The organism is Altererythrobacter epoxidivorans (assembly GCF_001281485.1).
Lineage (GTDB): Bacteria > Pseudomonadota > Alphaproteobacteria > Sphingomonadales > Sphingomonadaceae > Erythrobacter > Erythrobacter epoxidivorans.
The window spans coordinates 2,695,590-2,708,326 of record NZ_CP012669.1 but is presented as its reverse complement, the minus strand read 5'-3'; the positions used below and the strand labels follow the sequence as shown (position 1 = coordinate 2,708,326).

Sequence of the window (12,737 nt, the reverse complement as noted above, 5' to 3'; positions counted from 1 at the left end):
CCCGGGATAGGTTTCGTGTGTCCAGTCCAGACATGGCCGCTCGAATTCCTCCGAAGGCTTCGCGTTTACCATTGAGCGCACACAAACTGGCGCATCCGCACGGGATGTAAGACGCAGAGCCTAAGGAACGATTAACTCAGCTATCGCCCGCGTAGGGGATAGCCGAGATCAGCAGTCGCCAATCGCGGCGATCAGTCGTCGCGCGAGACCTTTTCGCGGCGCTCGTGCGCTTCCTGCGCTTCGACGGTCATTGTCGCTACCGGGCGCGCGATCAGGCGGCGCAGGCCGATCGGATCGCCGGTCACTTCGCAATAGCCGTATTCGCCCTGGTCGATCCGGCGCAAGGCCGAGTCGATCTTCGAAATCAGCTTGCGCTGGCGGTCGCGGGTGCGAAGTTCGATGCCCCAGTCGGTTTCGCTCGATGCGCGGTCGTTGAGGTCGGGCTCGCGGATCGGGCCGTCCTGCAGTGACTGCAGCGTCTGGTCGGCTGCGCTGTGAATGGAACGCTTCCATTCGATCAGCAGCATCCTGAAATAGTTTTGCTGGCGCTCGTTCATGTAAGGCTCGTCGTCGCTCGGAACATAGTCCGGTTCGAGCGAACGCTTTACCTTTTCAAGAATATCGATGTCGTTTGAAGCCGCAGTGGCCATGTGGTCCTCTTAGCCCGGTGCTACCTCGACAGACCGCCCATTCCTGCAGCCCCGGATTTTTCCCGGTGACCCTGGCCGACCCCAAAAGGTGTAATCGCTGGCGCGCCTATAGGCGTGGGGCCAAAGCCATACAAGACGGTTTGTCGGAAGTGTCCTCTACTGAATTTGGATTAATCGATGCCGAACGTGTGTTGCGACCATTTCACGCCCGAAATTGATCGCCTTTCTGCTCTCCCGTTTCTTGCTTCACGAAAAAATTAAGAACGTCGTTAACCAATTGTTGACCATGTTCCGCTGATTTCGGGGTCAAGCGATCCGGAAGGGGGATTTCGGCTCGCCGTCCAACAGGGGGACCAGTAATGGAACTGAAGGGTATCGAAGGTGGCGCGGCCACCGAACTGAAAGAAAACACCGCCGACCTGCTCGTGGCACGTTGCCTTGCAGCAGCATCGCAGGGCGACATTGCAGCCTACTTCGACCTCGGCGTCGCTTTTTCGACCGGCAGCCACGGCGCCGAATGCGACCTCATCGAAGCGCACAAGTGGTTCAACCTCGCTGCATCCAAGGGTCACGAAGAAGCGGCATGGTGCCGCGCCGATATTTCCGATGAAATGACCGCGCGTGACATCGCCGAAGCCCAGCGCCGCGCGCGCCAGTGGCTGTGCGACGAGCGCAAGAAGGCAGCCTGAGGCTTACACGAGGCTGTGCCCGATGGCTCAGCCTTTCCTGAAGGGTGTACGCCGGTCGAGATAAACCTGGTCGTTGGCGACACCCTCGCACTCTCGCTCGAGAAAATCCTCGATCGCCGCGCGAAAACCTGGGTCGGCGATCCAGTGCGCAGACCACGTCTGGACCGGCTCGTATCCGCGGGCGAGCTTGTGACCGCCCTGCGCGCCTGCTTCGACCCTTTCCAAGCCGCGTTCGATCGCGATGTCGATCGCCTGATAATAACAGAGCTCGAAATGCAGGAACGGGATGTGCCGCGTGCAACCCCAATACCGGCCGTAGAGCGCATCTTCGCCGATGAAGTTCAGCGCTCCTGCAACCGGCTCTCCATCCACTTTCGCGAGAATCAGGACCATCCGGTCCGCCATCCGCTCGCCTAACAGGTCGAAGGCTTCGCGCGTCAGATAGGGCGATCCCCATTTGCGTGCGCCCGTATCCTGGTAGAAGATCCAGAACGCATCCCAATGGTGCGGCTTGATTTCGTCGCCCGTTAGCCTGGCAATCTCGACATCCTTCTGCGCCGCCGCACGCTCTTTCCGCAACGACCTGCGCTTGCGAGATGCCAGGGTGTCGAGAAAATCGTCGAAGCTGCCGTACTCACGATTGCGCCAGTGGAACTGGATGTCGCTGCGCATCAGCCAGCCGGCATCCTCGAACAAGGAGCGCTGGCCTTCCTCGATGAATGTGGCGTGCGCAGAGGACAGGCCATTCTGGAGGCACACCGCCTCGGCGCCCTTGAGCAGATGCGGTGCTAGCGACGCGTCCTTCAGCAACAGGCGCGGGCCGTTGGCCGGAGTGAAAGGCGCAGCGATCTGGAGCTTGGGGTAATAGCGCCCCCCTGCCCGTTCAAGCGCATCTGCCCAGCTGTGATCGAAGACATATTCGCCCTGGCTGTGCCCCTTGGCATAGCTTGGCAATGCGGCCAGCAGGCGATCGTCGGCATCGGTGATGACGATGGGAACGGGGTCCCAACCGGTCCCCGGCCCCACGCTTCCCGAATCCTCTAGCGCCGTCAGGAATTCATGGCTGACGAACGGATTGCGATCTCCTCCTAGCGCGTTCCATTCATCTGCGTCGAAAGCGCCAACCGATGGCGCAAGTTTTACCACCAGCTCCGATGCGCTCATGCGAGCCCCTGCCCTTCTGCAATCAGCGCATCCGCGTGAAGCAGGGCGCGCTGCCGCGTTTCGAGCGAATTCACCGTCCATGTCAGGATGGGCAGTCCTTTGGCGCGCAGGCCCGTGACCCAGCGATTGGGGAGCGCAGCAATGTGGTAGGCAAGGAAATCGGGCTTGGCGAGCCACAGGGCGACACGCCGCTGCCACGCCTTTTGCGTATAGCCATGCGCGTCTTCGCGCATCACGAGGCCTGCGCAGGTCTGCGGCGAGTTGTGCCTGAACCAGCGCGCAACCCGCGGATCGAAACTCATTACCGCGTGATCGCCGGAATATCCGCTCAGCGCCTTGGCGACGATCTCGCAGCTTTTCTCGACCTCGTAGCCGCGCCGTGACTTGATCTCGATCAGTAGCGGAACCTGCCCGGAGACCGTCTCGAGGAATTGTGACAGGGTGGCGATACATTCGTCACTGTCGAGATAGGCGAAGGTGCCGAGTTCCTCGGCCAGGATCTGTTCGGTATCGCCGACATAGCCGGTCAGCCGCGTGACGTCCCAATCGTGGAAGACCATGGGATGATCGTCGCGGCTGCGCTGGATATCGCATTCGATACCCATGCCTGCCTCGATCGCGAGACGCGCACCCTGCAGCGAATTTTCCGGGACCCCATTCCCATGCAACCCGCGGTGGGCATACTCCCACTGCGTCAGCCACTCGGGAATCGGGCGCTTCGCCACCGGCAACTACTCTCCCGAAACCGCCACGATGGCATCGACTTCGACTGCGACGCCGAGCGGCAAGGAGGGAACGCCCACGGCGGCACGCGAATGCTTTCCAGCCTCGCCGAACACTTCGAGCATCAGGTCCGATGCGCCGTTGACCACCTTGGGCTGATCGGTGAAATCCGGTGTCGAGCTGACGAAACCGCCGAGCTTGATCACGCGTTCTACGCGGTCGAGCGAACCGAGCGCAGCCTTCAACTGGGCCAGGATCATCAGTCCGCAGCCGCGCGCAGCCGCCATACCGTCATCCAGCGATACATCCTCACCCAGGCGACCCTTCACCAGTTCGCCATCGACGAAGGATATCTGGCCCGAAACGAAAGCCATGCCGCCATGCACGACCACAGGAACGTAACTGGCCACAGGCGCAGCCGCCTCCGGCAATACAATTCCGAGTTCTTCCAGTCGCGCTTCGATACTCATCGCGGGTTCCTTTCAAGTTCTTCGAGCAGCCATGGCAATGCCTCGGCCCAATCATCGATCCGCGCCTCTGCATGGCCGGATGTGTGCGCGCAATCGACCAGCGACGCGATCGATGGTTCGCCGCAGAAATGCAACGTGGTGATAGTTTCGACATGTTCCTTGGCGGAGCGGTGATGCTGCGCCAGATCGTCGATGAAGATCGTGCGGCTGGGCGCGTATTCCTCGACGATGGACTTCAGTGCCGGGCCCTTTGGCCCCTGGTTGGTGAAGACCCGCGCATCGATACCGTGGCCCGCCAGCTGCTCGAATCGCATCTCGCGATGTTGATCGGCAAGGTTCGTCAACACGACGACGTCGGCATGTTCGGCCAGGACCCCCATCGCATCGACAGCGCCGGAAATCGGCGTCTGGCGATGCATTTCGGTATCGAAGAAACCGCGCAGCATGCGCCAGATATCCTTCTCCCCGACCTGTTCTCCCGTCTCTTTCCAGCGCATTGCCTCGCCGAAATTGTGGCCGACGAGCTTGAATTCGACACCCTGGCTTTCGTCGAGCCATTCGCGGAACGGGGCGACCATGTGCAACAGCACCTCGTCGCAATCGCTGATGATCAGCGGACGGCTCATTTTGAAAGCTCCCTTTGGGCAGCAACCAGGTCTTCGGCTGCGACGGCCAAAGCCTCGGCGCAGCGAACAAGGTCGGGTTCATGGTTTGCGAGGAATTCGAGCACCGATGCCTGCACCCTGCGCTCGCCCAGCCCCTGCCTCAGCGTGTCGGGATCGAGGCCCGTCAGGGACAGGAAGCGTTCGGCCCGATCGTCGTTTTCGAGCACCCAGCCGAGCGCGGCAAGCGCCAGCGTGGCGGCATTGGGCGCGCCTGTGTCTGAATCGGAATTGCGAATTGTAGCGGGCATCGCGTTCATCTAGTTAGGTAATGAAAGAGGGAGCGCTAGGGGCAGTGGCAAAGAGAATCCTTGTTGTCGAGGACAACGACCTTAACCGGAAGTTGTTCTGCGACGTTTTGCGCGCGAACGGCTTCGAGGTCGAGCCGGAGGCCGATGGCGAGCAGGCGCTCGACACAGCGCGCCGCGTCGGACCGGACCTGATAATCATGGACATCCAGTTGCCCAATGTTTCGGGCGTCGAACTGATCGAACAAGCCAAGCGCGATGTCGCCTTGCGTGAAATCCCCATACTCGCCGTGACCGCATACGCCGGCAAGGGTGATGAAGAACGCATCCGCGACGCCGGGGCGGCCAGCTACCTTGCAAAACCTGTCTCCATCATCCCCTTCATGAATGCGGTGAAGGCGCTGCTTCCGGCGGTCTGATCCCTCGTGGATTACGTCCTGATGATCCCCGCTCCGGTCGAACAAGGCTTGACAAGGGAGCCAATGAGCCGTTTTCCCGCCGCATTCGCGTGGCACGCGCCGCGCGCCACCTGTTTTTAGAAAGAGACCCGTCATGGATCGCGCCGAAGTCGACACCCGTATCCGCTCGCTGATCGAGCCCTTCAACAAGAAGGGCGTCGAGATCGCGGATGGTACGACCTTTGCCAACGATCTCGAATTCGACAGCCTTACCGTCATGGATTTCGTGGCCGAGATCGAGGACGAATTCGACGTCATCATCAGCATGAACCAGCAGGCCGAGATCGAGAATTACGGCCAGCTGGTCGACGCGGTCACCAAGCTTCAGGACAACTGAGGACTATCCGAGCATGAGCGAAGGCATCAGCCAGCCCGACCAGCCGGTCGCAATCGACGGCGAAGGGAAGGATCTCTTCTCCAAATTCGACGACCTGATCCAGATGCGCGAAGGCCTGCTGGCCAGCGGCGTCGAGGATCCGTTCAACCTCGTCATGGAGAAAGTCCTCTCGCCCACCCGTGCGATCTGCAACGGGCGGGATACGATCTTGCTCGGCACCTACAATTACATGGGCATGACCTTCGACCCGGACGTGGTCGAGGCGGGCAAGCAGGCGCTGGCCGATTTCGGATCGGGCACCACGGGCAGCCGCGTTCTCAACGGGACCTACCAAGGTCACAAGGAATGCGAAGACGCTCTCAAGGAATTTTACGCCATGGATCATGCCATGGTGTTTTCGACCGGCTACCAGGCCAACCTTGGCATCATCAGTACGATCGCCGGCAAGGGCGACTACATCGTCCTAGACATCGATAGCCATGCCTCGATCTGGGATGGCTGTGCGCTGGGTAATGCCGAAGTCGTGCCGTTCAAGCACAACGACATCGAGGCGATGGAAAAGCGCCTGCGGCGCATTCCGGAAGGGGCGGGCAAGCTGGTCGTGCTGGAAGGCGTCTATTCGATGCTTGGCGATATCGCCCCGCTGAAGGAAATGGTAGCAGTCGCAAAGAAATACGGCGCCATGGTGCTGGTCGACGAAGCGCACTCGATGGGCTTCATCGGCGAGAATGGTCGCGGCGTTTGCGAACAGGCCGGATGCATCGACGATGTCGATTTCATCATCGGCACTTTCTCGAAGAGCGTCGGCACGGTCGGCGGCTTCTGCGTATCGAACCATCCGAAGTTCGAGATCATGCGCCTCGTCTGCCGCCCCTACGTATTCACTGCGTCGCTCCCGCCCAGCGTTGTCGCCACCGCCGAGACCAGCATCCGCAAGCTGATGCAGGGATCGAACAAGCGCGCCCACCTCTGGGAAAATTCGCGCAACCTGCATGCCGGCCTGAAGGCTCTCGGCTTCCAGCTCGGCACCGAAGAGCCGCAGAGCGCGATCATCGCCGTAATCATGCCCGATCTCGAACGCGGCGCCGCCATGTGGGAAGCGCTGCTGCACGAAGGGCTCTACGTGAATCTTGCGCGTCCGCCGGCAACGCCTGCCAACATGACGCTGCTGCGCTGTTCTCTCTGCGCCGAGCACTCAGAAGAAGAAGTGCAGACGATCCTTGGAATGTTCGAGCGCGCTGGCAAGGCGGTAGGCATCATCTGATGCAAGGCAAGGCACCGCTCCGCCTTGCCCGAGGCAGAGCGGGACCAGCCTATCTTCAGCGGCTGTATCGAGGAAGTGACCAGCATCGCCTTCTGATCGGGCGCCTGTCGGAACCGCACGCCCACTTCGCCCGTCTCTCCTTGCAAAAGGAGAATACTGGCAATGAAAATCACCAATCACGGCAGCGCGACGTACGAAGGCCTGGGCAAGGGCGGCAAGGGACATGTCTCGACCGGATCGGGTGCGCTCGCTGCGCAACCCTACGGCTTCCAGACGCGCTTCGAAGACGAGCCTGGCACCAATCCCGAAGAGTTGATCGCGGCCGCGCATGCCAGCTGCTTCACCATGGCGCTTTCGTTCAAGCTTGCCGAAGCCGGCCATACCGACGGGTCGGTCGTGACCAGCGCGGAGGTCACTCTTGAGAAGACCGACGCCGGCTTCACCGTCACAAAGTCCGCTCTATCGACAAAGGGTAAGGTTCCCGGTCTCGACCAGGCCAAATTCGAGGAGCTCGCCGCCGATGCCAAGGCGAACTGCCCGATCTCGCGGCTGTTGAACGCTGAAATCACCCTCGACACAAAATTCGCGGGCTGAATGAATTGCGGTCGGAGTGCCGATTGACACTCCGACCGCCAAGGCTTTGCTCCCTTTGCCTCAGGCGGCGTTGGGGGCAGCAGCCTCCTCTCCAACTGGATTCAGGTCTGCGTCTTTTTGCTCGGGAAAAATCGGCCAGAGCAGCTGCTGACCGAGCGATGCCGGAGCGAGATTCTCGACGCCGTAGCTCTCCGGATAGGTGCGCGTAATTTTCGCGGTGCCGAACAGGACATCCCAGAAGAACAGCAGGTTCCCGTAGTTGCCCTTGTAATGGGTACCCGGGTCGTCCGCGTGACGACCATGGTGTGCGTGATGGGTGGCCGGCGTCGAGATGGTGCGCTCCACCACCCACATCACAGGCGAAAGCCAGCCGATCCGATAAAGCGGCTTGTCCCATGCGACATCGGAATGCGCGCCGATGATCACCGCCATCTTCACCACCAGATAACCGGCATAGACCCAGCCGAGGCCCATGTAGAGCAGCACGCCTGCGAACCACAGGCCGGGCATCATCGCGTAGTAGATGATGTTGTTCCGATAGACGAGGCGGACGCTCATGTACTTGGCGTTGTGATGTGCGCGGTGGAGATTGTAGAGCCACGGGAAGGTGTGGCTTGCCCGGTGCCACCAATATTGCGTCATGTCGTCCACCACCAGGAAGAGCCCAATGGCAGCGAACACATTGATGTCGGCCAGGGCGCCTTCGAGCCCCGGCGCGATCAGGCCCATTACAGCTGCAGAGGCGAAGACGATGGCGGGTTGGGTAATGCCGATCAGCATGACCATGCTCACCGCCTCCACGATGCCGTCGTCGCGGGTCTGCTCACCTTTGCCGAACAGGTTCGTCCGCCAGAGCTCCAGCAGCGCGAAGAACAGGTAAACCGAAAGCACGGCGATCGTCGAATTGGGCATGGTTCTCTCCCTTGTTACGACCATCAATAACCGGTAGAGCCAAGCAAGAATGTCCAAATCTTTACATTCCAGCGAATTCAATCGCTCCCTCGAGACGCCATTGCTGTTCTCGGCGCTCGAACCTGCCTTGCAAACCCGCCTTCGGGATCAGAGTCCGCTGCGAAGCTTCGGCGACGGCCAGTTCATCCAGTATCGAGGAGACATGGCCGATGGCTTCTGGCTGATCGAAGAAGGTACGGTGCGCGTTGGGCAGCATTTGCACGGTGGGGAGTTTCGCGCCGTGGCCCTGCTCGGCCCCGGTGATTCATACGGAGAGCTTGCGCTCTTTGCCGACACGCCGCGTATCGTTGACGGGTTGTCGCGCGGGCCAAGCCAGCTTCGATTTATCGCAGGCGAACCGTTCTTGCGGCTCTTACCCGAATATCCGGAGTCGATGCGCGCATTGCTCGGTGCCCTCTCTCACCAGCTGCAGGACACGCTATCGCTGCTCGCGGGGTTTCGACGCGGTTCCAATCCGGCGCGGATGGCGGGACTGCTGGCAAACATGGCTGGCACGGGATCACGTGTCGTCGTGACGCAGCAGGAACTGGCCGAACTTCTCGGCGTGACGCGGGCAACGGCCAATGCCGCATTGCGGGTTCTGGAACAGGCCGGCCTGGTCAGGCGCAGCTATGGCGCGCTGGATATCCCGAGTGTCGAGAAGCTGCGCGCCTATTCGCTTGCCTGAACGCTCGTTGCTGCTTCGCACTTGTCCTTCACTTGCTCGTCGCTTCCCGAAAGCTGTGTGAGGACAAGGAAACCGCCGACGACCAGCACGACGAACGCGGTCGTGACCCAGCCGAGATATTCGTCGATCACACGCTTGATCGGCGCGCCGAAGACCCGGAACAGGATCCCCACCGTCATGAAGATCAGTGCGCGCGCAGCCAGGCTGGCCAGCACGAAGGGGACGAATGCCATCTCGATGAAGCCGGCGGTAATGGTCAGCAGCTTGAACGGAACCGGCGTAGCCCCGGCGATCAGGATCGCTTCGACGTCGTATTCACGCAGGTAACAGGCGGCGACCGGGAAACTCTCGCTCAGGCCAAGCAGGCCAAGCAGCGGTTCGCCGACCGTATCGTATAGACCGTATCCGATCGCATAGCCGAACATGGCCCCCGCCACCGACGCGAGGGTTGCGATTGCCGCGAAACGGACAGCCTTTTTCGGTTCGGCAAGGCACATCAAACCGAGCAAGGGGTGCGGCGGGATCGGGAAGAAGCTCGCTTCGACAAAGCAGAAGAATGCAAGCCAGCCCTGCGCATGGGGATGCGCCGCCTTGTCCATCGTCCATTCGTACAGGCCGCGCAGCAGCTTCATCATGTTGCGGATCAATCCTTTTCCCGTCGACGAGCGGACTTAAGCGAGAGCGAGTCCCGGCACAAGCTGGCAGTAAAATAACCCATTTGGCACTTTTTGATTGACATCGTCACGCTCTTTGGGTACATAACAGGAACATCGCGATAGTGTGATTCGCCAGCAGGGCGGCCGTTTCCAGTCTTCGGAACGGCCGCCCTTCTTGTTTTTGCCTACGAGCGCGGGAGTCAACCAATGCCCAGCAAACGTACGAAGCGCACCAAGATCAGGCCGTCGCTCAAATCGGGCGAGAAGGCATCGCTGAACCGCCACTGGCGCGCCGACTTTCTCGACTGCCTCGCCGAGACGTCCAATGTCAGCGAGGCCGCGCGGCGCGCCGGGATCAACCCGGCCCGCGCCTACAAGGTTCGCCGGGAAGAAGCCGATTTTGCGCGTTCCTGGATGCGCGCCCTGTGGGAAGGTTACGTCCATCTCGAATTCGAGGTGTTGCGCCGTCTTCGCGAAGGTGACCTGCAGACGGCTAATGGCGAAAAATACGATTTCGCCAATGCCATCCGCCTGCTGACCGCACACCGCGACAATGCCGCAAGGGTTCAGGCCGAACAACGCAACGTCAGCGCGGCAGAAATTCGCGCCTCGATCGACCGGAAGGTCGAGGAAATCAGGATGAAAGTGCTGAAGGAAAAAGCCGCGAAGGAAGCTCGTGGATCCTGACCAGCGCGACTGGCTTGCCGAAGCCAGCGAGAAGCACCTCCAGAGGCTGACCGACTGGCTCAGCGAAAGCGAGAAGGCGGCGTTCGGCTATCACTGGCCCTTCTTCGCCCGGCCCGAACAACTGCCGCCAGCCGGCAACTGGCGCTACTGGCTGGTCATGGCCGGTCGCGGCTTCGGCAAGACACGCACCGGGGCCGAATGGGTCCGCACGATTGCGGAACACGATCCCGCCGCCCGTATCGCCCTGGTTTCGGGTTCGCTCGCAGAGGCGCGCGCCGTCATGGTCGAAGGCGAAAGCGGGATCCTCGCCTGCTGCGCGCCGGAATCGATGCCGGTGTTCGAACCTTCCCTGCGGCGCCTGCGCTTTCCCAGCGGCGCGCAGGCGTTCCTGTATTCGGCAGCCGAGCCCGACAGCCTGCGAGGCCCGCAACATTCGCATGCCTGGTGCGACGAGATCGGGAAATGGCCGATCGGTCACGAGCGGGCGACGCAGAGTTGGGATAATCTTCTGCTCGGTTTGCGGCTTGGCGAGCGTCAGCAGGTCGTCGCCACGACAACCCCGCGCCATGTCGCGCTGGTGCGGCGCCTGCTCGATGCGCGGCTTGCAGAGAGCACGGTGGTCACCACGGGGGCGACCTACGAAAACACGGCAAACCTGCCACGCACCTTTATCGAGGCGGTTGAGGCCGAATTCGGGAACTCGCAGCTCGCAAGGCAGGAACTTCACGGCGAGCTGGTCGCAGATATCGAGGGTGCATTGTGGAACAGGGCGCTGCTCGAACGTTGTCGGATCACTGACCCGGCCGCCGATCCGGTGCGGATCGTGGTTGCGGTCGATCCGCCCGCTTCGTCGAAAGGCGATGCCTGCGGGATCGTAGTGGCGGCGCTCGGCGCCGACGGCAATGCATCGCTTTTGGCCGATTGTTCGATCGAGAATGCCTCGCCGGAACGGTGGGCCCGCGCCGTCGCCAATGCGTCTGACCGGTGGAATGCGGATCGCATTGTCGCAGAGGCGAACCAGGGCGGCGACATGGTCGCCAGCGTTCTGCGGGCAGCCGACATCGCCCTGCCCGTGCGGCTAGTCCATGCTTCTCGAGGGAAGGTGGCGCGGGCAGAACCCGTCGCCGCCCTCTACGAAGCCGGCCGCGTGCGCCATTGCGGTCCGTTTCCGCAATTGGAAGACCAGCTATGCGGACTGATGGCCGGCGGAACCTACGAAGGTCCGGGCCGCAGCCCCGACCGGGCCGATGCGCTTGTCTGGGCGCTGACCGAACTGATGCTCGGCAGGCGCGGCGGGCCGCGTGTGCGCACAGTCTGAACTGAAAAGGAAACCCGATGTCATTTCTCGGAACGCTTGCCTCCTCTTTCAAGGGAGGCGGGGATGGCCGCGTGCCGCTGTCGCGCGGCTTCGTGTCGCCGTGGGCGCTGGCGCTCGGCAGTAATCACGGCTTCGGCCGCGGCTTCGAATATGCAGAGGCGGTGCGGCAGGGCTACCTCGCCAATCCCATCGCCCAGCGCGCCGTCAGGATCGTTGCCGAGGGCATTGCCGGTGCGCCGCTGGCGAGCGGGGATGAGCGGCTCGAAAAGCTGGTTACCGCGACAAGCGCAGGTCAGCCGTTGATCGAGACACTTGCCGCGCAATTGCAATCTGCCAAGGCCAATCTCGAACGAAGTTTCGTGCCATTGACCAGCCCTACTTGTCGCGCCCGCTTCTGCGGAGAACAATGCGGCCTATCGAGCCGCTTTTTCGAGCATTTCCTCGAGCTGGATTTGGTAGATCTGGACAGCAATGTGGTGGATTTTTCGGTCGATGACCCAGCCTTGTTTCTCGACGGAATGGTGCGATTTACCGAGGGGCCTCAAACTGGTCTGTCCTTCAACATCATCGGCGTATCGGAAGAGGGGTTCCTGCTGGACAAGGCGATTGCTGCCGAAACGAAGCCTGGCATGAAAGCTCTGATCATCGAGGGATGCGATCACCTTCTTGCGACCTGCGGAAATCGCTTTGACAATGCTGCGAATTTCCGTGGTGAGCCTTTCCTTCCGGGAAATGATCTCCTCACCCGATACCCGACACCGAAATGACCGCAGCGAAAATCGCCGAAGAGGCGAAGTCGCTAATCGGCGTCCCGTTCCGACTGCATGGGCGCGACCCGCGATATGGGCTCGATTGTGTCGGTCTGGCAGCACACTGCCTTGAGGCTGCCGGCCGCGAAGGGAACGTACCTTCTGATTATCGCCTGAAGAATCTTTCCGTGCGCGAGTGGTTCGGCAGCGCCCGATCCTTCGGGTTGACCGAGGTCGCGGGTGAGAGCGAGGCGGGCGACATACTGCTCGTCGTTGCTGCCCCAGCTCAATTTCACATCCTGATTGCAACAGGTGGCGGGGCCTTCGTCCACGCTCATGCCGGTCTCGGGAAAGTGGCGATCGCCACCGCCCCGCTGCAGTGGCCGGTCGCCAAGCATTGGCGACTTCAACCGAAGATCGAGGATTGAT

18 protein-coding genes are annotated in these 12,737 nt (G+C 61.3%); 10 read left to right on the top strand and 8 right to left on the bottom strand.

Annotation, left to right across the window (positions count from 1 at the left end; translation table 11 throughout):
• Window positions 1-191: 191 nt before the first annotated feature.
• Window positions 192-650, bottom strand: coding sequence for an RNA polymerase-binding protein DksA (gene dksA / locus AMC99_RS13395; protein WP_061927310.1), 459 nt, complete (start codon window positions 648-650; stop codon window positions 192-194).
• Window positions 651-1,009: 359 nt separating this feature from the next.
• Here dksA and AMC99_RS13390 point away from each other — a divergent pair, with 359 nt between their 5' ends.
• On the top strand, window positions 1,010-1,339 hold the full coding sequence (locus AMC99_RS13390) for an SEL1-like repeat protein (protein ID WP_061927308.1): 330 nt from the start codon (window positions 1,010-1,012) through the stop codon (window positions 1,337-1,339).
• 27 nt (window positions 1,340-1,366) lie between these two features.
• Here AMC99_RS13390 and AMC99_RS13385 read toward each other — a convergent pair whose 3' ends face one another.
• From AMC99_RS13385 to AMC99_RS13365, 5 genes are read right to left on the bottom strand one after another with little or no spacing between them, the layout of a single operon-like run.
• Window positions 1,367-2,503, bottom strand: coding sequence for a GNAT family N-acetyltransferase (locus AMC99_RS13385; RefSeq protein ID WP_061927306.1), 1,137 nt, complete (start codon window positions 2,501-2,503; stop codon window positions 1,367-1,369).
• Window positions 2,500-3,228, bottom strand: a complete 729-nt coding sequence (locus AMC99_RS13380) for a glycerophosphodiester phosphodiesterase family protein (protein WP_061928067.1) — start codon at window positions 3,226-3,228, stop codon at window positions 2,500-2,502. Before AMC99_RS13380 ends, AMC99_RS13385 begins: the two co-directional genes overlap by 4 nt.
• Window positions 3,229-3,234: 6 nt before the next feature.
• Entirely contained in the window at window positions 3,235-3,696 is a 462-nt protein-coding gene (locus tag AMC99_RS13375; protein WP_061927304.1) for a RidA family protein, read from the bottom strand.
• Window positions 3,693-4,322 (bottom strand): hypothetical protein, encoded by a 630-nt coding sequence (locus AMC99_RS13370; protein ID WP_061927302.1) that lies wholly within the window; start codon window positions 4,320-4,322, stop codon window positions 3,693-3,695. Before AMC99_RS13370 ends, AMC99_RS13375 begins: the two co-directional genes overlap by 4 nt.
• The gene (locus AMC99_RS13365; protein WP_420805552.1) at window positions 4,319-4,618 is read right to left on the bottom strand and encodes a DUF3572 family protein; all 300 of its coding nucleotides are present in this window, start codon (window positions 4,616-4,618) and stop codon (window positions 4,319-4,321) included. Before AMC99_RS13365 ends, AMC99_RS13370 begins: the two co-directional genes overlap by 4 nt.
• A 35-nt stretch (window positions 4,619-4,653) precedes the next feature.
• Between AMC99_RS13365 and AMC99_RS13360 the strand changes: the two genes are divergently transcribed.
• From AMC99_RS13360 to AMC99_RS13345, 4 genes are all read left to right on the top strand, one after another.
• Window positions 4,654-5,025 carry a response regulator gene (locus tag AMC99_RS13360; protein WP_061927298.1) on the top strand — a complete coding sequence of 124 codons (372 nt, stop codon included), beginning with the start codon at window positions 4,654-4,656 and terminating at the stop codon, window positions 5,023-5,025.
• 133 nt (window positions 5,026-5,158) lie between these two features.
• Window positions 5,159-5,401 carry an acyl carrier protein gene (locus tag AMC99_RS13355; protein ID WP_061927296.1) on the top strand — a complete coding sequence of 81 codons (243 nt, stop codon included), beginning with the start codon at window positions 5,159-5,161 and terminating at the stop codon, window positions 5,399-5,401.
• 13 nt (window positions 5,402-5,414) lie between these two features.
• The gene (gene spt / locus AMC99_RS13350) at window positions 5,415-6,665 is read left to right on the top strand and encodes a serine palmitoyltransferase (RefSeq protein WP_061927294.1); all 1,251 of its coding nucleotides are present in this window, start codon (window positions 5,415-5,417) and stop codon (window positions 6,663-6,665) included.
• 162 nt (window positions 6,666-6,827) lie between these two features.
• Window positions 6,828-7,259, top strand: coding sequence for an OsmC family protein (locus tag AMC99_RS13345; RefSeq protein ID WP_061927292.1), 432 nt, complete (start codon window positions 6,828-6,830; stop codon window positions 7,257-7,259).
• 60 nt (window positions 7,260-7,319) lie between these two features.
• Here the strand turns inward: AMC99_RS13345 and AMC99_RS13340 are convergent, their stop codons facing one another.
• A complete protein-coding gene (locus AMC99_RS13340; RefSeq protein WP_061927290.1) occupies window positions 7,320-8,171 on the bottom strand; it encodes a sterol desaturase family protein in 852 nt (283 codons plus the stop codon).
• A gap of 49 nt (window positions 8,172-8,220) precedes the next feature.
• Between AMC99_RS13340 and AMC99_RS13335 the strand changes: the two genes are divergently transcribed.
• Complete coding sequence (locus AMC99_RS13335; RefSeq protein ID WP_083440180.1) at window positions 8,221-8,898, top strand: Crp/Fnr family transcriptional regulator; 678 nt, start codon at window positions 8,221-8,223, stop codon at window positions 8,896-8,898.
• Here the strand turns inward: AMC99_RS13335 and AMC99_RS13330 are convergent.
• Window positions 8,883-9,533 carry a YqaA family protein gene (locus AMC99_RS13330; protein WP_232301434.1) on the bottom strand — a complete coding sequence of 217 codons (651 nt, stop codon included), beginning with the start codon at window positions 9,531-9,533 and terminating at the stop codon, window positions 8,883-8,885. The genes AMC99_RS13335 and AMC99_RS13330 overlap by 16 nt on opposite strands.
• A gap of 228 nt (window positions 9,534-9,761) precedes the next feature.
• Between AMC99_RS13330 and AMC99_RS13325 the strand changes: the two genes are divergently transcribed.
• Genes AMC99_RS13325 through AMC99_RS13310 form a run of 4 tightly spaced genes read left to right on the top strand, consistent with a single transcriptional unit; the run spans window position 9,762 to window position 12,736 of the window.
• Window positions 9,762-10,241, top strand: a complete 480-nt coding sequence (locus AMC99_RS13325) for a hypothetical protein (RefSeq protein WP_061927286.1) — start codon at window positions 9,762-9,764, stop codon at window positions 10,239-10,241.
• Window positions 10,231-11,559 carry a DNA-packaging protein gene (locus tag AMC99_RS13320; protein WP_061927284.1) on the top strand — a complete coding sequence of 443 codons (1,329 nt, stop codon included), beginning with the start codon at window positions 10,231-10,233 and terminating at the stop codon, window positions 11,557-11,559. The genes AMC99_RS13325 and AMC99_RS13320 overlap by 11 nt, the downstream gene beginning before the upstream one ends.
• 17 nt (window positions 11,560-11,576) lie before the next feature.
• Window positions 11,577-12,326, top strand: coding sequence for a phage BR0599 family protein (locus AMC99_RS13315; protein ID WP_061927282.1), 750 nt, complete (start codon window positions 11,577-11,579; stop codon window positions 12,324-12,326).
• On the top strand, window positions 12,323-12,736 hold the full coding sequence (locus AMC99_RS13310) for a C40 family peptidase (RefSeq protein ID WP_061927280.1): 414 nt from the start codon (window positions 12,323-12,325) through the stop codon (window positions 12,734-12,736). Before AMC99_RS13315 ends, AMC99_RS13310 begins: the two co-directional genes overlap by 4 nt.
• Window position 12,737: the final 1 nt, after the last annotated feature.